This window comes from Geodermatophilus sp. SMS 5-13, from assembly GCF_059428245.1.
Genome location: NZ_CP165729.1, coordinates 2,714,443 through 2,733,022 on the forward strand (window position 1 = coordinate 2,714,443; position 18,580 = coordinate 2,733,022).

The 18,580-nt window shown below is 75.7% G+C and carries 17 protein-coding genes; 15 read left to right on the forward strand and 2 right to left on the reverse strand.

The features are described from left to right. The first annotated feature begins 174 nt into the window (after positions 1 to 174). Genes steA through AB3388_RS13265 form a run of 8 tightly spaced genes read left to right on the forward strand, consistent with a single transcriptional unit; the run spans position 175 to position 10,509 of the window. On the forward strand, positions 175 to 1,362 hold the full coding sequence (gene steA, locus AB3388_RS13230) for a putative cytokinetic ring protein SteA (RefSeq protein WP_495411229.1): 1,188 nt from the start codon (positions 175 to 177) through the stop codon (positions 1,360 to 1,362). Then, complete coding sequence (locus AB3388_RS13235) at positions 1,359 to 2,306, forward strand: copper transporter (protein WP_495411230.1); 948 nt, start codon at positions 1,359 to 1,361, stop codon at positions 2,304 to 2,306. Before steA ends, AB3388_RS13235 begins: the two co-directional genes overlap by 4 nt. Next, positions 2,303 to 3,118 (forward strand): hypothetical protein, encoded by an 816-nt coding sequence (locus AB3388_RS13240; RefSeq protein ID WP_495411231.1) that lies wholly within the window; start codon positions 2,303 to 2,305, stop codon positions 3,116 to 3,118. Before AB3388_RS13235 ends, AB3388_RS13240 begins: the two co-directional genes overlap by 4 nt. Further along, positions 3,115 to 4,743, forward strand: coding sequence for a murein biosynthesis integral membrane protein MurJ (gene murJ, locus AB3388_RS13245; RefSeq protein WP_495411232.1), 1,629 nt, complete (start codon positions 3,115 to 3,117; stop codon positions 4,741 to 4,743). Before AB3388_RS13240 ends, murJ begins: the two co-directional genes overlap by 4 nt. Beyond that, positions 4,736 to 5,872: a glycosyltransferase family 4 protein gene (locus AB3388_RS13250; protein WP_495411233.1), complete on the forward strand. Its 1,137-nt coding sequence runs from the start codon at positions 4,736 to 4,738 to the stop codon at positions 5,870 to 5,872. The genes murJ and AB3388_RS13250 overlap by 8 nt, the downstream gene beginning before the upstream one ends. Before the next feature lie 29 nt (positions 5,873 to 5,901). After that, positions 5,902 to 8,211 (forward strand): hypothetical protein, encoded by a 2,310-nt coding sequence (locus AB3388_RS13255; RefSeq protein ID WP_495411234.1) that lies wholly within the window; start codon positions 5,902 to 5,904, stop codon positions 8,209 to 8,211. Beyond that, complete coding sequence (gene pyrG, locus AB3388_RS13260; protein WP_495411235.1) at positions 8,204 to 9,910, forward strand: CTP synthase; 1,707 nt, start codon at positions 8,204 to 8,206, stop codon at positions 9,908 to 9,910. Before AB3388_RS13255 ends, pyrG begins: the two co-directional genes overlap by 8 nt. Continuing rightward, a complete protein-coding gene (locus AB3388_RS13265; RefSeq protein WP_495411236.1) occupies positions 9,910 to 10,509 on the forward strand; it encodes an NUDIX domain-containing protein in 600 nt (199 codons plus the stop codon). The genes pyrG and AB3388_RS13265 overlap by 1 nt, the downstream gene beginning before the upstream one ends. A gap of 76 nt (positions 10,510 to 10,585) precedes the next feature. Here AB3388_RS13265 and AB3388_RS13270 read toward each other — a convergent pair whose 3' ends face one another. Beyond that, positions 10,586 to 11,215 carry a hypothetical protein gene (locus AB3388_RS13270; RefSeq protein ID WP_495411237.1) on the reverse strand — a complete coding sequence of 210 codons (630 nt, stop codon included), beginning with the start codon at positions 11,213 to 11,215 and terminating at the stop codon, positions 10,586 to 10,588. A 184-nt stretch (positions 11,216 to 11,399) separates the two neighbouring features. Between AB3388_RS13270 and ald the strand changes: the two genes are divergently transcribed. From ald to scpB, 6 genes are all read left to right on the forward strand, one after another. Further along, the gene (ald, locus tag AB3388_RS13275; protein ID WP_495411238.1) at positions 11,400 to 12,515 is read left to right on the forward strand and encodes an alanine dehydrogenase; all 1,116 of its coding nucleotides are present in this window, start codon (positions 11,400 to 11,402) and stop codon (positions 12,513 to 12,515) included. After that, a complete protein-coding gene (xerD, locus tag AB3388_RS13280; protein ID WP_495411239.1) occupies positions 12,494 to 13,465 on the forward strand; it encodes a site-specific tyrosine recombinase XerD in 972 nt (323 codons plus the stop codon). Before ald ends, xerD begins: the two co-directional genes overlap by 22 nt. Before the next feature lie 217 nt (positions 13,466 to 13,682). After that, positions 13,683 to 14,594: a ParA family protein gene (locus AB3388_RS13285; protein WP_495411240.1), complete on the forward strand. Its 912-nt coding sequence runs from the start codon at positions 13,683 to 13,685 to the stop codon at positions 14,592 to 14,594. Continuing rightward, positions 14,591 to 15,094 (forward strand): hypothetical protein, encoded by a 504-nt coding sequence (locus AB3388_RS13290; protein WP_495411241.1) that lies wholly within the window; start codon positions 14,591 to 14,593, stop codon positions 15,092 to 15,094. The genes AB3388_RS13285 and AB3388_RS13290 overlap by 4 nt, the downstream gene beginning before the upstream one ends. Before the next feature lie 24 nt (positions 15,095 to 15,118). Beyond that, positions 15,119 to 15,940, forward strand: coding sequence for a segregation and condensation protein A (locus AB3388_RS13295; RefSeq protein WP_495411242.1), 822 nt, complete (start codon positions 15,119 to 15,121; stop codon positions 15,938 to 15,940). A 73-nt stretch (positions 15,941 to 16,013) separates the two neighbouring features. Then, on the forward strand, positions 16,014 to 16,841 hold the full coding sequence (gene scpB, locus AB3388_RS13300) for an SMC-Scp complex subunit ScpB (protein ID WP_495411243.1): 828 nt from the start codon (positions 16,014 to 16,016) through the stop codon (positions 16,839 to 16,841). Positions 16,842 to 16,843: 2 nt separating this feature from the next. On the opposite strand, the gene AB3388_RS13305 is transcribed toward scpB, so the two are convergent. Further along, positions 16,844 to 17,659, reverse strand: coding sequence for an alpha/beta fold hydrolase (locus AB3388_RS13305; protein ID WP_495411244.1), 816 nt, complete (start codon positions 17,657 to 17,659; stop codon positions 16,844 to 16,846). 55 nt (positions 17,660 to 17,714) lie between these two features. Here AB3388_RS13305 and AB3388_RS13310 point away from each other — a divergent pair, with 55 nt between their 5' ends. Continuing rightward, on the forward strand, positions 17,715 to 18,557 hold the full coding sequence (locus tag AB3388_RS13310) for a pseudouridine synthase (protein WP_495411245.1): 843 nt from the start codon (positions 17,715 to 17,717) through the stop codon (positions 18,555 to 18,557). Positions 18,558 to 18,580 lie beyond the last annotated feature (23 nt).

An 18,580-nucleotide genomic window follows, 5' to 3' on the forward strand; every position in this document is an offset into this window, starting at 1 on the left:
ACAGGCGTCACGCTAGACACAGTTCGGTAACGGTCCGGCGGAAGCAGGACGGCTGGCGTGTCGCGCTCGCGTGGTGTCGCGCACGGTGCGTAACTGGTGGATCGCGGTGGCGCATCGGCCGAGCGTGCGCGTCGGACGACGGGAGCCCGCGGCGCGCGTGACAGCATGAAGGTCATGCGCATCGGCACCCTGCGACGCAGTCGGGCCCAGGACACGGCGCCCGGCGTGTCGGGGACCGTCCGCCTGGACCGTCGCACGAAGAACCTCACCAAGCGGCTGCGGCCCGGCGACATCGCGGTGATCGACCACCAGGACATCGACCGGGTCAGCGCCGACTCGCTCGTCGCCTGCCGGGTGGCCGCCGTGGTCAACGCCGCGCCCAGCATCTCCGGCCGCTATCCGAACCTGGGCCCGGAGATCCTCGTCTCCGCCGGCATCCCCCTGCTCGACGACGTCGGCAAGGAGGTGTTCAGCAAGCTGAAGGAGGGCGGCCGGGTCCGCCTCGACGGCAGCAAGCTGCACACCGAGGACGGCGAGGTCGTCGCCGAGGGCGCCGTGCAGGACGCCGAGTCGGTGGCCCAGGCGATGGCCGAGGCGAAGGCGGGGCTGTCCACCCAGCTGGAGGCCTTCGCCGCCAACACGATGGAGTACATGAAGCGGGAGCGCGCGCTCCTGCTCGACGGCGTGGGCGTCCCCGACGTCGAGACGCAGATCGAGGGCCGGCACGTGCTGGTCGTCGTCCGCGGCTACGACTACAAGGAGGACCTCGCGGCGCTGCGGTCCTACATCCGCGACTACCGGCCGGTGCTCATCGGCGTCGACGGCGGCGCCGACGCGCTCCGGGAGGCCGGCTACCAGCCGGACATGATCATCGGCGACATGGACTCGGTCAGCGACGACGTGCTGCGCTGCGGCGCCGAGGTGGTCGTGCACGCCTACGCCGACGGCCGCGCGCCCGGCCTGGCGCGGGTCCAGGACCTCGGCGTGGACGCGATCACCTTCCCGGCCGCGGCCACCAGCGAGGACATCGCGATGCTGCTGGCCGACGAGAAGGGCGCCAAGCTCATCGTCGCCGTCGGCACCCACGCCACGCTGGTCGAGTTCCTCGACAAGGGCCGCGGCGGCATGGCCTCGACCTTCCTCACCCGGCTGCGGCTGGGCGGCAAGCTCGTCGACGCGAAGGGCGTGAGCCGGCTCTACCGCAGCCGCATCTCGACCGCGGCGCTGGTCGTGCTGGTGCTGGCCGCCTTCATCGCCATCGGGTCGGCCCTGTGGGTGTCCTCGGCCGGCCGCGTCTACCTCGACCTGCTGGTCGACCAATGGAACAGCTTCGTGTTCTGGCTGGAGAACCTCTTCTCGTGATCGACTTCCGCTACCACCTGGTCTCGCTGATCGCGGTGTTCCTCGCGATCGCGCTGGGCATCGTCATCGGCACGACCCAGCTCAACGGCCCGATCCTCGACGACCTGCGCGGCCAGGTCTCAGCCCTCGAGCAGGACAAGCGCGACCTCGAGGACACCACCCAGCAGGTGCAGGCCCAGCAGGAGACCAGCAACGCCTTCGAGGCCGCCGTCGCCCCGGCGCTGGTCGACGGCGCCCTGGCCGGCAGCAGCGTCGTCCTGGTGGTCACCAACGACCAGGTCTCCACCGACACCGTCGAGGAGGTCACCGCCCTCATCGGCCAGGCCGGCGGCACGGTCACCGGCACGCTGCGGCTGCAGCCGGAGTTCAGCGACCCGTCCAGCGCCTCGGCCCTGGAGAGCTACGTGACCGGCACCGGCCTGCCGGCCGGCGTGCAGCTGCCGGAGAGCGGGGACGCCGGGCAGCTCGTGGCCGCGCTGCTGGCGCAGGTGCTGATGGTCCCGAAGGGCGCGCCGGCCCCCAACACCGCCGACCTCTCCTCGGTGCTCGCTGGGCTCTCGGCGCTCGACGTCCTCGCCCAGGACACCGCGTCGGTCACCCCGGCCAACTACGCCGTGCTGCTCACCGCGGGCGGCTTCCAGGGCGACGACGCCGACCAGCGCAACACCACGCTGGCCCAGCTCGCCGCCGCCCTGGACGCGGCCGGCTCCGGCGCGGTCGTCTCCGGCGACACGACCGCCGCCGACGACACCGGCCTGATCGGCGTGCTGCGCGGCGACCCGACCACGTCCGCGGCCGTCTCGACCGTCGACAACGTCGACACCATCTCCGGGCAGATCAGCACCGTCCTCGCCCTCGGCCGGGAGGGGGAGGGCACCTCGGGCAAGTACGGCACCGGGGAGGACACCCAGCCGGTGCCGCCGGTCCCGGCCGCCACCCAGTGAGCCGCCCGCTGCTCGCCCTCGGCGGCGCGGTCGCCGCGCGCGCCGCCCTGGCCGGCGCGGCGGCCCTCACCGCACGCCCGGCCGGCGCCGCGTGGCGGCGCACCAACTACGCCGGGCGCCCGGTCACGCTGCTCGGCGGGCCGGCCCTGGCCGCCTCGGCCACGGTCACCGCGGTGCTGGGCGCGCCGGCCGGCTCCCGGACGGCCGCCGCGGTCGTCGGCGGCGTCGCCGGGTTGGTCGGCGGCTACGACGACCTGGCCGGCGCGCGTCCCGAGCAGGCCGGCGACAAGGGCCTGGCCGGGCACCTGCGGGCGCTGCGCGCCGGGCGCGTCTCCGCCGGCGCGGTCAAGGTCGCCGGCATCGGCGGCGCGGCCGCGGTCGCCGCGCTGCTCACCCGGCGGGACCGCGGGCTCGTCGACGTCGTCCTCACGACCGGGCTGGTCGCCGGGACGGCGAACCTGCTCAACCTGCTCGACCTGCGGCCGGGCCGGGCCGGCAAGGCCGGGGCGATCGCCGCGGCCGCCACGCTCGGCGGGCCGGCCGGCGGGCTGGTCGCCGGGCCGCTCGGCGCGACCGTGGCCGTGCTGCCCGAGGACCTCGGCGAGCGGGTCATGCTCGGCGACTGCGGCGCCAACGCCCTCGGCGCGCTGGTCGGCCTGCGGCTGGCCGAGCTCGGCGGCCGCGGGTCCCGCGCGGCGCTGCTGGCCGCGATCACCGCCCTGACCCTGGCCAGCGAGAAGGTCAGCTTCACGAAGGTCATCGAGGCCACGCCCGGGCTGCGGGAGCTGGACCGGCTCGGCCGGAGACCGTGACCACCCGGCGGGTCGCGCAGGGGGTCGCGGGCGCCGCGGCGCTCATCGCCGTCCTCACGGTCCTGGCCCGGCTGGCCGGCTTCGGCCGCACGCTGGTCTTCACCAACGCGGTCGGCGCCGACAGCACCGGCGACACCTACACCGCCGCGAACAACGTCCCCAACATCGTCTTCGAGGTGGTCGCCGGCGGCGCGCTGGCCGGCCTCGTCGTCCCGATGCTGGCCGGCGGCATCGCCGCCGGGAACGCCGAGCAGGTGCGGCGGACGGCGTCGGCGCTGCTCGGCTGGGCGCTGCTGGTCCTCACCCCGCTGGCCGTGCTGGTCGCCGTGCTCGCCGAGCCGATCGCCCGGCTGCTGCTCGGGGCGGACGGCGACAACCCGAAGGTGGCCCTCGCCGCGCGGTTCCTGCTCGTCTTCGCCCCGCAGGTGGTGCTCTACGGCATCGGCATCGTGCTCGCCGGCGTCCTGCAGGCGCACCGCCGCTTCGCCGCCCCGGCGCTGGCGCCGCTGCTGTCCAGCGTCGTCGTCGCCACCGCCTACCTGGTCTTCGCCGGCCTGGGCGGCAGCCGGGACGTCGAGGGCCTGTCCACCCCGGCGGAGCTGGTGCTCGGCGTCGGGACGACGCTCGGCGTGGTCGCGCTGAGCCTGAGCCTGCTCGTGCCGGTGCGGCGGCTGCGGCTGGGCCTGCGCCCGTCGCTGCGCTTCCCGGTCGGGGCGGCGCCGCGGGTCCGCCGGCTGGCTCTCGCCGGGGTGCTCACCCTCGCCGGGCAGCAGCTGGTGGCCGCGGTCGCGATCCGGCTGGCCAACTCCGGCGCCCCCGACGGGACCCAGGTCGTCTACGCCGCGGGGCTGACCGTCTTCCTCGTCCCGTGGGCGGCGCTGGCCGTGCCGCTGGCCACGTCGGCCTACCCGGGGCTGGCCGAGTCCGCCGAGCTCGGCGACGAGGAGGGCTACCACCGGTCGCTGGCGCCGGTCGCCGTGCTGGTCCTCGTGGGCACCGCCGCCGCCGCCGCGGTCCTGGTGGCGGTGGCCGGGCCGATGGCGCGGGTCTTCCTGGCCACCGGCTCCGACGCCGACGTGGCCGCGCTGCGGGACACCATCATCGCGTTCGCCCCGGGCCTGATCGGCTACGGGCTGGTCGCGCTGCTCACCCGCGCCCTCTACGCCCGCGGGCTGTGGAAGGCCCCGACGGTGTGCGTCGTGGGCGGCTGGCTGCTCGCCGTCGTCGCCGACGTCGTGCTCGCCGGCAGCCTGCCCGCGCGCGACCGCGGCCTGGCCCTCGGCGCCGGGCACAGCCTCGGCGTGACCGTGGCCGGGCTCGCGCTGCTGGCCGTCGTCGGCCGGGTCGCCGGGCGCCCCGCGCTGGCCGGCGTGCTCCGGGTAGGGATCCCGGCCCTGCTGGCGGCGGCCCTGGGCGCGGCCGCGGGCCTGCTGGTCGCGCGGCTGCTCGGCGTCGACCCGGTGCCGTCGGGCGGCGCGCTGGCGGCGGTGGGCGCCGGCGTCGCGGTCGCCGCGGTGGTGGCGGTCGTCTTCGGGGCGGTCATCATGGGTAGCGCGCGCAGGCCGCTGACCGCGGCGGTGCGCGGGCTGCGCGCGTCGGGTCGGCAGGAGGTGCACGGTGGCTGAGCGGTCACCCCTCTCGGGCCGCGCCATCGCGGAGGTCCTGGCCACCAGCGCCGGCGGCGTCGGCTCCCACGTGCGTGCCGTCGTCCCCGCGCTGACCGCGGCCGGCGCCGAGGTGACCGTGTCCGGCGCCCCGGCCACCGAGGAGCTGTTCGGGTTCAGCGCCGCCGGGGCGGACTTCCGTCCGGTCGGCATCTCGGCGGGGCTGGCGCCGGTCGCCGACGCCCGCGCCGTCGCCGAGCTGCGGCGGGCCACCGCCGGCGCGGACCTGGTGCACGCCCACGGCCTGCGCGCCGGCCTGGTCGCGGCCGCGGCGCGCCGGCTCGACCGGCGGCGGCGCCCGCTCGTGCTGACGCTGCACAACGCGCTGCAGGACGGCGCCGGACCGAAGCAGGCGCTGCTGCGCCGGCTGGAGGGCGTGACGGTCCGCGCCGCCGACCTGGTGCTGGCCGTCTCCGGCGACCTCGCGGCCAACGCCCGCCGGCTGGGCGCCCGCGACGTCCGCCTGGCCCCGGCGATCGCGCCGCCGCGGCCGCCCGCGCAGCGCCCGCGCGACGAGGTGCGCGCCGAGCTCGGCGTCGAGGGTGCCCGGCCGCTGGTCGTCGCGATCGGCCGGCTGCACCCGCAGAAGGGTTACGACGTGCTGCTCGACGCCGTCGCCCGGTGGTCCGGCCGGGTCGACCCGCTGGTCGCGATCGCCGGTGACGGGCCGCTGCAGGAGCAGCTCGCGGCCCGGGTCGCCGCCGAGGGCCTGCCGGTCCGGCTGCTCGGCCGCCGGGACGACGTCGCCGACCTGCTGGCCGCGGCCGACCTGTGCGTGCTGCCGTCGCGCTGGGAGGGCAGCCCGTTCACCGGGCAGGAGGCGCTGCGGGCGGGGACGCCGCTGGTCGCGACCCGGGCCGGCGGCATGCCGGAGCTGTTCGGCACGGCCGCCGAGTTCGTGCCCGTGGGGGACGCCGCCGCCCTCGCCGACGCCGTCGTCACAGTGCTCACCGACCCGGCGCGGGCGGAGCAGCTCGCCGCGGCCGGCCCGCGGCAGGCGGCGACCTGGCCCGACGAGGCGGCCACCGCCCGCCAGGTGGTCGCGGTGTACCGGGAGCTGCTGGGCGATCCGGAGGACGGGCTGCCGTGAGGGCCCGGTGCGCCGCTGTCCTGGCCGTCGTGCTCGCGACCCTGCTGACGCTGGTCGCGCCCGCCGGCGCGGCGGACGGCGCATCCGACCCCTACGCCGCGTCCCGCGTCCTCGTCATCGGGGTGCCCGGGCTGGTGTGGGACGACGTCGGGCCGGAGACCACGCCGCAGCTGTGGGACCTGGCCGGCGAGTCGTCGATCGGGGCGCTGTCGGTGCGGGCCGCGCGCGGCACCAGCTGCCTGCTCGACGGCTGGGCCACCCTCGGCGCCGGCAACCGGGCCCGGTTCCCCGGCGCCGACGAGCAGATCCCGCCGGTGCCGCTGCCGACGGTGCCGCTGCCGGACGACCCCAACGGGGCGCCGCCGTCCTCCGGTGCGCCGTCCCCCGAGCCGCCGGTGGACGCCTCCCTGTCGCACTGCGGCCTGCAGGAGCAGGTCGCCAGCGTGGGCCTCGCCGAGCCGGTGGCGACCGTCGGGCGGATCGCCGAGGACGCGGCGACCGCCCGCTTCGGCGCGGAGCCCGGGGCGCTCGGCGAGCAGGTCGGCTGCGCCTCCGTGGTGGGCCGCGCCGCCACCGTGGCCGTCGCCCGGCCCGACGTCCGGCTCGCCAGCACCGACGAGCTGCCCGCCGACCCCGCTGCGGCCGGTGAGCTGCTGACCGCGTGCCCGCTCACCCTGGTCAGCCTCGACGACCTCACCGACGCGGGCCGGCCGGGTGTGGAGACCACCGACACCGGCACCGACCCCGGTTCCCGCGAGGCGGCCCTCGGCGTCGTCGACGCCGCGGTGGGGCAGCTGCGGGCCGCGGCGGAGGCCCTGCCCGATCCGACGCTCGTGCTCGTCGTGGGGGTCTCGGAGGTCAACGACGGCCGGCCGCAGCTGCACGTCGTGATGGCGTCGGGTCCCGGCTTCGCCGCCGGCACCTGGCTGACCTCGGCCAGCACCGGCCGGACGCCGTACGTCCAGCTCATCGACGTCGCCCCGACCGCGCTGCGGGCCCTGGGCCTGGACCGGCCGGCGTCGATGAACGGCGAGCCGATGCAGGCGACGGGGGAGCGGCCGGGCCTGGCCGAGGCCGTGGCCCAGCTGGAGCGGATGAACACCGCCGCGAGCGTGCACTACCGCAGCACCAGCGCCTTCTTCTGGTGCCTGGTGGCGGTGAACGCCGTCCTCGTGGGCCTCGGGCTGGCGCTGCTCGGCGGCTGGCGGCTCGGCCGCTTCCGCCGGGCGGTCGCGCCGACCGGCGCCGGCCCGCGGCGGGCGCTGCGCGGCCTGGCCCTCGGGGTCGCGGCGCTGCCCGTCGCGACGTACCTCGCCGAGCTCGCCCCGTGGGAACGGGCGGGGGCGCCGCGCTGGGCGCTGGTGGGAGCGGTGCTCGCCGCCGACCTGCTCGTGGTCGCGGCCGCCTCCCTGGGCCCGTGGCGCCGCCGGCCGTCCGACCCGGCCCTGGCGGTCGCCCTGGTCACCCTGGCCACGCTCGTCGGCGACGTCCTGACCGGCTCGAACCTCGAGCAGAACGGGCTGCTGGGGTACGACTCGATCGTCGCCGGCAGGTTCACCGGCTTCGGCAACCTCACCTTCGGGCTGCTCTCGACCACCGCGCTGCTGAGCACGGCGGCGCTGGCCACCGCGGTCGGGCGCCGGGCGCGGCCGGAGCGGGCCCGCCTCGCGGTCGCCGGCACGGTGCTGGCCTGCATGGTCGTCGTCGTCGGGCTGATCGGCGCGCCGCAACTGGGCCGCGACTTCGGCGGGGTGCTGGCCTCGGTGCCCGGGTTCCTGCTGCTGGCGATGCTGCTCACCCGCACCCGGGTGACCGTGGCCCGGCTGGCGGCGATCCTCGGCGCGGCGGTCGTGGCGGTGGGCGCGGTCGCGTTCCTCGACTGGCTGCGGCCGTCCGACGAGCGCACGCACCTCGGCCGGTTCGTCGAGCAGCTGCTCACCGGCGAGGCGTGGACGGTGGTCAGCCGCAAGGCCCAGGCGAACCTGGACATCCTGCTCGGCAGCTCGCTGGCGTGGATGCTCCCGGTGGCGCTGGTGGCGGCCTGGTGGCTGGTCCGCCCCGGCGGCCTGCTGCGCGACGGGCGGTCCGGGCTGCCGCGGGACGACGCCGCCGCGCTGAAGTCGGGGCTGCTGGCGGTCGCGCTGAGCCTGACCCTGGGCGCGGCGGTCAACGACTCCGGGGTCGCCGTCCCGGCCACCGCCGCCGCGCTGCTCGTGCCGCTGCTGGTGTGGCTCGCGGCGGCGCCGCACGAGACCGACGGCACTCCCTCGGCCGAGGGGGTCGAGGCGGGCGACCGTGTTACGGTGGTCTCCCGTGGATCGACCGCATGGAATGCGTGACTACGGGCTCCTGCACAACTCCCAGCCGACGAAGTTCGTCTTCGTCACCGGCGGTGTTGTGTCCTCACTCGGCAAGGGGCTGACCGCCAGCTCGCTCGGCGCCCTGCTGTCCAGCCGTGGCCTCCGGGTCACGATGCAGAAGCTGGACCCCTACCTCAACGTCGACCCCGGGACGATGAACCCGTTCCAGCACGGCGAGGTCTTCGTCACCGAGGACGGCGCCGAGACCGACCTGGACATCGGGCACTACGAGCGGTTCCTCGACACCGACCTGTCGGGCCAGGCCAACGTCACGACCGGCCAGGTCTACTCGGACGTGATCGCCAAGGAGCGGCGCGGCGAGTACCTCGGCGACACCGTGCAGGTCATCCCGCACATCACCAACGAGATCAAGGCGCGGATCCTCGCCGGCGCGGAGTCGGCCGAGCGGGTCGACGTCGTCATCACCGAGATCGGCGGCACGGTCGGCGACATCGAGTCGCTGCCCTTCCTCGAGGCCGCCCGCCAGGTGCGGCACGAGATCGGCCGCGACAACTGCTTCTTCCTGCACATCTCGCTGGTGCCCTACATCGCGCCGTCCGGTGAGCTGAAGACCAAGCCGACCCAGCACTCGGTGGCCGCGCTGCGCAGCATCGGCATCCAGCCCGACGCCCTGGTCTGCCGCTCCGACCGGGAGATCGGCGACAACCTCAAGCGCAAGATCAGCCTGATGTGCGACGTCGAGGCCGAGGGCGTCATCTCCTGCGCCGACGCCCCGTCGATCTACGACATCCCCAAGGTGCTGCACCGGGAGGGCCTGGACGCCTACGTCGTCCGCCGGCTCGGCCTGCCGTTCCGGGACGTCGACTGGACCGTGTGGGGCGACCTGCTCGACCGGGTGCACAAGCCCAAGCAGACGATCACCATCGCGCTGGTCGGCAAGTACATCGACCTGCCCGACGCCTACCTGTCGGTGACCGAGGCGCTGCGCGCCGGCGGGTTCGCCCACCGCAACCGGGTGGAGATCCGCTGGGTGCCCTCCGACGACTGCCAGACCCCCGAGGGCGCGGAGAAGGCGCTGGCCGGGGTGGACGGCGTCTGCGTCCCGGGCGGCTTCGGCGTCCGCGGCATCGAGGGCAAGCTGGGCGCGATCCGCCACACGCGGATCAACGGCATCCCGACCCTCGGGCTCTGCCTGGGCCTGCAGTGCATGGTCATCGAGTACGCGCGCAACGTGGCCGGGCTGGAGAAGGCCAACTCCGCCGAGTTCGACCCCGACACCCCGGACGCCGTCATCGCCACGATGGCCAGCCAGGTGGACGTCGTCGCCGGCGAGCGAGACATGGGCGGCACGATGCGGCTGGGCAGCTACCCGGCCGCGCTGCAGAAGGGCTCGGTCGCCGCGGAGGCCTACGGGTCCACCGACATCACCGAGCGGCACCGGCACCGCTACGAGGTCAACAACGACTACCGCGACCGGCTGCAGGAGGCCGGCCTGGTCTTCTCCGGCACCTCGCCGGAGGGGCTGCTGGTCGAGTTCGCCGAGCTGCCGCGCGAGGTGCACCCGTTCTTCGTCGGCACCCAGGCCCACCCGGAGCTGAAGAGCCGGCCGACCCGGCCGCACCCGCTGTTCCGGGCGTTCGTGCGCGCGGCGATCGACTACTGCGAGTCGGCGCGGCTGCCGGTGCCGGACGACGAGGCCGAGAAGGTCGGCATCTGATGGTGGAACCGGCACGGCCGGGGGAGTACGAGGTCCTCAAGACCGAGACGGTGCACGAGGGCCGGATCATCACGCTGGTCAAGGACACCGTCACCATGCCCGGGGGCGGCGACAGCGTCCGCGAGGTGGTGCGGCACATCGGCGCGGTGTGCGTCGCGGCGGTCGACGACGAGGGCCGGGTCGTGCTGGTGCGGCAGTACCGGCACCCGGTCGGCGGCTACCTGTGGGAGCTGCCCGCCGGGCTGCGCGACGCCGACGGCGAGCCGCCGCTGGAGACGGCGAAGCGAGAGCTCGCGGAGGAGGCCGGGCTGGCCGCCGAGCGGTGGTCGCTGCTGGTCAACTCCTTCAGCACGCCGGGGTTCTGCAACGAGCAGGTGCTGATCTACCTGGCCGAGGGCCTCTCGGAGGCCGAGCGGCCGGAGGGGTTCACCGTCGAGCACGAGGAGCTGGACATGATCATCGAGCGGGTGCCGCTCGACGAGGCGGTCCGGCGGGTGTTCGACGGCGGCATCCGCAACGGTTCGGCGGTGATCGGGCTGCTCGCGGCCGCACAGGCGCGGGCGGGCGGCGTCCAGCTGCGCCCGGCCGACGCGGAGTAGCCCGCCCGCCGTCCTGGCTCGCCGTAGCGCGTCCTGGCTCACGTCCCACCGTGAGCCAGGACGCGCTGGGATCGGATCAGCTGATCGTGGCGGCGCGCTCCCGGTCCGGCAGGCGCAGGCCGAGGCGGCCGAGCTCGAGCGCGGCGAGGGCGCGCACCGCGGCCGGGTCGCCCTCCCGCCACGCCGCGCCGGTGCCGGCCGGGAGGGCGGCCAGCCGGGGGAGCGGTGCGGTGGCCAGGGCGCGGGCGGCGAGCAGCTCGAGGTCCGGCGTGCCGCGCAGCAGCCGGGCGGCCGCGCCCGCCTCCCGCGCGTAGCGCAACCGCCCGGGCAGCCACCGCACCAGCAGCCAGCCCACCGGCAGCAGCACGAGGACGACGGCCAGCAGCATCGCCAGCGTGCCGACGGCGTCCTGGGCGGCCTGGCCCGCGCCGCGCACCGAGCTGCCGGCGTCGCCCAGCGCCTCGAACGGCCGGGCCAGCGCATCGCCGGCCACCGGCACGCGGTCGGCGGTCTCGGCGGCCGACGCCATGTTCCGGGCGACCGAGCCGCCGAGGTCCTCCACCGCCCGCCCGGGCTCGGCCAGCACGAGGACCGCCCCGTGCACCGCGCGCGCCACCAGGACCCACAGCACGGTCCACGCCACGACCCCGGCGTCGGCGAGGACCTGGCGCAGCCGCAGATCCGGGCGTTGGGCGTACAGGCGCATCGACGTCCTCCGGGCCGGCTGGGTGACCATCTCGGGGGAAGTGCCCCGGCCGGGTACGCGGGAACCGGGGCCCCGCGCACCTAGACTCCGGCCGAGGCCGTCTCCGACCGGGACACCTCGGACGCGGTAGGTCCCAACCGTCACCCTCGGGCGGGGCGATCCGCACCATGACGAAGGAGTCGACATGCGGGTCGGGGTCCCCCGAGAGGTCAAGAACCGGGAGTACCGGGTCGCGCTCACCCCTGCCGGGGTGACCGAGCTGGTCCGCGCCGGACACGAGGTGCTCGTCGAGCGGGCCGCGGGCGACGGCTCGTCCATCCCGGACGCCGACTACGTCGCGGCGGGCGCGCGGATCGTCCCGTCCGCCGACGACGTGTGGGCCGACGCCGACCTGCTGCTCAAGGTCAAGGAGCCGGTCGCCGAGGAGTACCACCGGCTGCGCGCCGGGCAGACGCTGTTCACCTACCTGCACCTGGCCGCGTCGAAGGAGTGCACCGACGCGCTGACCACCTCGGGCACCACCGCGATCGCCTACGAGACGGTGCAGAGCCCCAGCGGCGCGCTGCCGCTCCTGGCCCCGATGTCCGAGGTCGCCGGCCGGATGGCGCCGCAGGTGGGCGCACACTCGCTCGAGCGTGCCCACGGCGGCCGCGGCGTGCTGCTCGGCGGCGTCTCCGGCGTCTACGCGGCCAAGGTCGTCGTCATCGGCGCCGGCGTCTCCGGGATGAACGCCGCCGCGATCGCGCTCGGCATGCAGGCCGAGGTGATCGTCCTGGACAAGGACGTCGACAAGCTGCGCGCCGCCGACCGCATCTACCAGGGACACCTGCAGACGGTCACCTCCAACGCCTACGAGGTGGAGCGGGCGGTGATCGACGCCGACCTGGTGATCGGCGCCGTGCTGGTGCCGGGTGCCAAGGCCCCGACGCTGATCAGCAACGAGCTGGTCAGCCGCATGAAGCCGGGCTCGGTGCTGGTCGACATCGCCGTCGACCAGGGCGGCTGCTTCGAGGACACCCGGCCCACCACGCACGACGACCCGACGTTCCGGGTGCACCAGTCGGTCTTCTACTGCGTCGCGAACATGCCCGGCGCCGTCCCCAACACCTCGACGCACGCGCTGACGAACGTGACGCTGCCCTACGTCATGGCCCTGGCCAGCGAGGGGACGGCGGCCGCGGTGCGCGCGCACGCCGACCTGGCGCACGGGGTGAACGTCGTCGCCGGGCAGGTCGTGCTGCCCGAGGTGGCCGAGGCGCACGGGATGACCGCCGTCCCGTGGGAGGAGGTGCTCGTCTGACCGCCACCGCCGCCGAGACCTCGCCGATCGAGCGGGTCGTCACCGGCTACCTGGACCACCTCACCGTCGAGCGCGGGCTCGCGGCCAACAGCATCGCCTCCTACCGCCGCGATCTGCGGCGCTACACCGAGTACCTCGCCGCGGCCGGCGTGACCGGGCTGCGGGAGATCACCGAGGCCGACGTCGCCGGCTTCCTGGCCGCGCTGCGCCGGGGGGACGACGACCACCAGCCGCTGTCGACGACCTCGGCCGCTCGCGCGGTGGTCGCTGTCCGCGGGCTGCACCGCTTCGCGCTGCTCGACGGGCTGGTGCCCGACGACGTCGCCCACGAGGTGCGCCCGCCGACTCCGGCGCGGCGGCTGCCCAAGGCGATCCCGGTGGAGTCGGTGGTGGCGCTGATCGAGGCCGCGGGCTCGCTGGAGGGCCCGCGCGGCCTGCGCGACCGGGCGCTGCTCGAGCTGCTCTACGGCACGGGCGCGCGCATCTCGGAGGCGGTCGGCCTCGCGGTCGACGACCTCGACCGCGGGCAGGCCGCCGTCCGGCTGGCCGGCAAGGGCGGCAAGGAGCGCGTCGTCCCCGTGGGGTCCTACGCGCTCAAGGCCGTGGAGGACTACCTGGTGCGGGCCCGGCCGGCGCTGGCCGCCGCAGGCCGGGGCGGGGTGCGCGGGGGAGCGCTGTTCCTCAACGTGCGCGGCGGGCCGCTGTCGCGGCAGAGCGCCTGGTCGATCCTGCGGACGGCGGCCGAGCGGGCCGGTCTCACGGCGGAGGTGTCGCCGCACACGCTGCGGCACTCCTTCGCCACCCACCTGCTCGACGGCGGCGCGGACGTGCGCGTCGTCCAGGAGCTGCTCGGGCACGCCTCGGTGACGACCACGCAGGTCTACACGCTGGTGACCGTCGACCGGCTGCGCGAGGTGTACGCCAGCAGCCACCCGCGGGCGCTGAAGTGACAGCCACCCCGGCCCGCTCTCGGTAGGTTTCGCCAGTGGATTCGGCTGAAGCCGGTCGGCACGTTGGCATCCTTCGCCACGTTCCGTGTCGGAACCGGCGTGCCTCCTCGCCGAACCCGGGCCATCGTCCCTACCGTCGGGATCACCCGAGCGGGCAGGACCGCTGACCGCACCCGGCAACCCCGGATCGGGCACGTACTGGAGGCAACGACACACCATGGCGACCCGAGGGGACGCGGCTCGCGCTGCCGTCGCGCGCCCGCACGACAGTGACCCGGAGATGGGGGCGGCCGCGCTGCGGTCCGGCGACCCCGCCCGAGCCCGTCAGCGGAAGCTCCCCGAGCCGCCCCCGCTGACGGAGCACGGCCCCGCGCGCGTCATCGCGATGTGCAACCAGAAGGGCGGCGTCGGCAAGACGACGTCGACCATCAACCTGGGTGCCGCGCTGGTGGAGTGCGGCCGCAAGGTGCTGCTCATCGACCTGGACCCGCAGGGCGCCCTCTCGGTCGGGCTCGGCGTGCCGGCCCAGAACCTGGACCGCACCATCTACAACGCCCTGATGGAGCGCCGCACCACGCTGGCCGACGTCACGGTGCCCACCGACATCCCCGGCCTGGACCTCGTGCCCAGCAACATCGACCTCTCCGCCGCCGAGGTGCAGCTGGTCAGCGAGGTCGCCCGCGAGCAGACCCTGCTGCGGGTGCTCGCCGACGCCCGCGCGCACTACGACTACATCCTCATCGACTGCCAGCCCTCGCTGGGCCTGCTGACGGTCAACGCGCTCACCGCCGCCGAGGGCGTGATCATCCCGCTGGAGTGCGAGTTCTTCTCGCTGCGCGGCGTGGCCCTGCTGGTCGACACGATCGACAAGGTCAAGGAGCGGCTCAACCCGAGGCTGGAGATCTCCGGGATCCTGGCCACGATGTACGACTCGCGGACCGTGCACTGCCGCGAGGTGTTCAGCCGGGTCGTCGAGGCCTTCGGGGACACCGTCTTCCAGACGGTCATCACCCGCACCGTCCGCTTCCCGGAGACGACGGTCGCCGGCCAGCCGATCACCACCTGGGCGCCCACGTCGTCCGGCGCGTCGGCCTACCGGGACCTCGCCAAGGAGGTGCTGGCGCTGTGACCCGGCGTCCCGTGCTGCCCGGCGCGAACGAGCTGTTCCGCCGGACCGACACCCCGTCGGCCGAGGCCGACGTGACCGAGCTGCCCAGCCTGAGCTCGACCGCCAGCTCGCCGGCGCTGCGCACCGCCGTCCGCAGGGACGCCGAGGCGGCCCAGCCGCTGACCCTCGTCCCGGGCGGCGCAACCGCGGGCGGTGACGACCTGGCCGCGTTCCGGTCGCCGGCGGCGCCCGCGGCGGTGGTGACGCCGTCCATCCCGGCCCGCGGCCGCCCGCAGAAGTCGGTCCGCGCCGAGCGCACCAAGCACGACGAGAAGATCACCGTCTACATCTCCGCCGACGAGCTGCTGGCCCTGGAGAGCGCCCGCCTGACACTGCGGGCGCAGCACGGCGTGGCCGCCGACCGCGGCCGGATCGTCCGCGAGGCGGTCTCGGTGCTGCTGGCCGACCTCGCCGAGCGCGGCGAGGAGTCGGTGCTCGTCCGGCGGCTGCGCGGGCAGTAGCACCGCCTCGCCTACCCTCGCGGGGTGAGCACCACCGAGCCGGACGGCGAGCGGCCGTCGCGGTTCACCGTGCGGCTGACCAACTTCGAGGGCCCGTTCGACCTGCTGCTGCAGCTGATCGGCAAGCACAAGCTCGACGTCACCGAGATCGCGCTGTCGAAGGTCACCGACGAGTTCATCGCGCACCTGCGTGCGCTCGGCGACGAGCTCGACCTCGACCAGGCCAGCGAGTTCCTCGTGGTCGCCTCCACCCTGCTCGACCTCAAGGCCGCCCGGCTGCTGCCGGCCGCCGAGGTGGAGGACGAGGAGGACCTCGAGCTGCTCGAGGCCCGCGACCTGCTCTTCGCCCGGCTGCTGCAGTACAAGGCGTACAAGGAGGCGGCCGCCTTCCTGCGCGAGCGGGAGGGGCAGGCCGCCCGGCGCTTCCCGCGCGACGCCGGGCTCGAGCCGCGCTTCGCCGAGCTGATGCCCGAGGTGCTGCTGGGGGTCACGCCGCAGCAGTTCGCCGCGCTGGCCGCGAAGGCGCTCGCGCCCAGGGCGCCGCAGACGGTGAGCGTCGCGCACCTGCACGCGCCGCCGGTCAGCGTCGCCGAGCAGCTGCTCGCGGTGCGCAACCAGCTGATGCGGCAGGGCACCGCCAGCTTCCGGGGGCTCACCGCGGACTGCGCGCACACCCTCGAGGTGGTCGCGCGCTTCCTCGCGCTGCTCGAGCTCTACCGGCAGCAGCGGGTGGTCTTCGAGCAGGTGACGCCGCTGGGCGACCTGTCGGTGCGCTGGGTCGGCGGGGACACCGTCGACGCGGCGACGCTGGCCGATCTCGGCGGCGCGGAGGAGGAGTACAGGTGAGCGAGCGTGCGAGCTCACCCGGGGACACAGCAGCGCCGGGCACGAGTCCGACGAGCGCCAGCGAGGAGGACTCGTGAACGAGGAGGAGCGGGCCCCGATCTCGTGGGACGCGCTGGCCGCCGAGCTGGCGGCCACCCGCGAGGAGGCCGAGGCCCGGGGGGACGACGACCCGGCCACCTGGGACGCCGTCGCCTCGGAGCTGGCCGCGCGGGTGGCCGAGCGGCCGGAGCCGGACGTGGCGCCGCCGCCGGTCGAGGAGCCCGCGCCGCTGCCGCCGCCGGTGGCCGCCGTCCCCCCTGTGCCGGAGCCGCAGCCGGCCCCGGAGCCCGAGCAGCTCGAGATCGCCGTGCTGGACCCCGAGGAGCTGCGCGGCGGCCTCGAGGCGCTGCTGTTCGTCGTCGACAACCCGGTCGACGAGGCGACGCTGGCCGGCGCGCTGCGCTGCCCGCCGTCCCAGGTCGCCGCCGGCCTGGCCGAGCTGGCGGCCGACTACGACCGCCGCCGCGCGGGGATCACGCTGCGCCGCGTGGGGGAGGGCTGGCGGCTCTACACCCGCGAGGAGTTCGCCGGCGCCGTCGAGCGCTACCTGGTCGACGGGCAGCGCAGCCGGCTGACCCAGGCCGCGCTGGAGACCCTCGCGGTGATCGCCTACCGGCAGCCGGTCACCCGCGCCCGCGTCTCGGCGATCCGCGGCGTCGGGGTGGACGGCGTCATGCGCACCCTGATCGCCCGCGGCCTGGTGCACGAGGTGGGCACCGACCCGGACAGCGGGGGAGGGCTGTACGAGACGACGCCGCTGTTCCTGGAGCGGCTGGGCCTCGCCGCCCTCGACGAGCTGCCGGAGCTCGCGCCGCTGCTGCCGGAGGCGTCGTCCCTGCTCGACGAGCACCCCGACACCTGAGCTCACGGGCCGGTCGGCGCCACCTGCCGGAGGAAGGCCGTGACGTCCTCCGCCAGGCGGCCGGGCTGCTCCCAGAGGACGGCGTGGCCCGCGTCGGCGTAGCGCCGCCAGCGCGCCCCGGGGATCGCCGCGACCAGGCCGGCCGCCTGCTCGACCCCGAGCAGGTCGTCGCGCTCGCCGCTGACCACCAGCGTCGGCGCGCCGATCGTCGCGGCGTCCGTCGGCGGCCGCGAGTCGAGCAGGCCGTACAGGGCGGCGCGCAGGACGGCGGCCGGCATGCGGGTCAGGTCCTCGACGCACAGGTCGACGTACCAGCCCGGCAGCGTCTCGGGGTCGGCGAAGCGGCGCAGGAAGACGCGCGCCCAGGCGGTGTCGACCGGATCGCGGAGCCGGTCGATCTCGTCCGCGAACGGCGGCCGGGCGGAAAGGCTCCGCGGCGAGCCCGCCAGGACCAGGCCGGCGACCCGGCGCGGGGCGGTCACCGCCACCTGCTGGGCCACGTAGCCGCCGCTGGACGACCCGATCAGGACGGCGTCGGGCAGGTCCAGCGCGTCCATCGCGGCGACCACGTCCGCGGCGAGGGAGGGGAGGTCGTAGCCCGTCGCCGGCTGGTCGGCGTCCCCGTGCCCGCGCAGATCGACGGCGACGATGCGCAGCCACGGCGGCAGGAGCGGCAGCAGGCGGGCGAACGAGCGCCGCGACTCGGCCCAGGCGTGCAGCAGGAGCAGCGCGGGGCGGCCGTCGGGGTCGCCGTCCTCGGTGTACCCGGTGGTGACGCCCGTCGCCAGGCGCAGGCTCCGGTCCGTGCTCGGTGCCATGGGCCGAGGCTAGGTTCGTGACGGCCCTCGCGGGGGCGGTGGGAGACTGGGCGGGATGAACACCGGCCTGCCGAACGAGGAACCCACGACCGAGGGCGGCGAGGGCTGGTCCGAGGACATGGAGCTCGCGCCCGCCCACCCGGGCGACCGCACCGGCGAGCCCGACCCGGAGCGGCAGGGCGAGCGGCTGCAGAAGGTGCTGGCCCGGGCCGGCCTGGCCTCCCGGCGGGTCGTCGAGGACATGATCGACCGGGGCCGGATCAGCGTGAACGGCCGCACGGTGACCGTGCAGGGCATGCGGGTCGACCCCGAGCGCGACCGCATCGCCGTCGACGGCGCCCGCATCGAGCTGCGCGACGACCGGGTCACCTACGCCCTGAACAAGCCGGCCGGCGTCCTCACCGCGATGAGCGACGACCGGGCCCGCCCGACGATCGGCGACATGGTCGGCGACCTGGCGCCCGGGCTGGTGCACGTGGGCCGGCTCGACCAGGACACCGAGGGCCTGCTGCTGGTCACCAACGACGGCGAGCTGGCCCACCGGCTGGCGCACCCCTCCTACGAGGTCAGGAAGACCTACCTCGCCCAGGTGTCGGGCTCGGTGAAGCGCGACCTGGGCAAGCGGCTGCGGGACGGGATCGAGCTGGAGGACGGCCCGGTGAAGGTGGACGCCTTCCGCGTGGTCGACACCCACGCCGGGCAGTCCGTCGTCGAGGTGGTGCTGCACGAGGGCCGCAAGCACATCGTCCGGCGGCTGCTGGCCGCCGTCGGGCTGCCGGTGTCGCGGCTGACGCGGACGGCGGTCGGCCCGATCGAGCTGCAGCGGATGCGGGTCGGCTCGATCCGCCGGCTCACCCGCCAGGAGCTCGGCGCCCTGCAGGAGCTGGTCGGCCTCTGAACCGCCTCCCGAACGGGCGAACC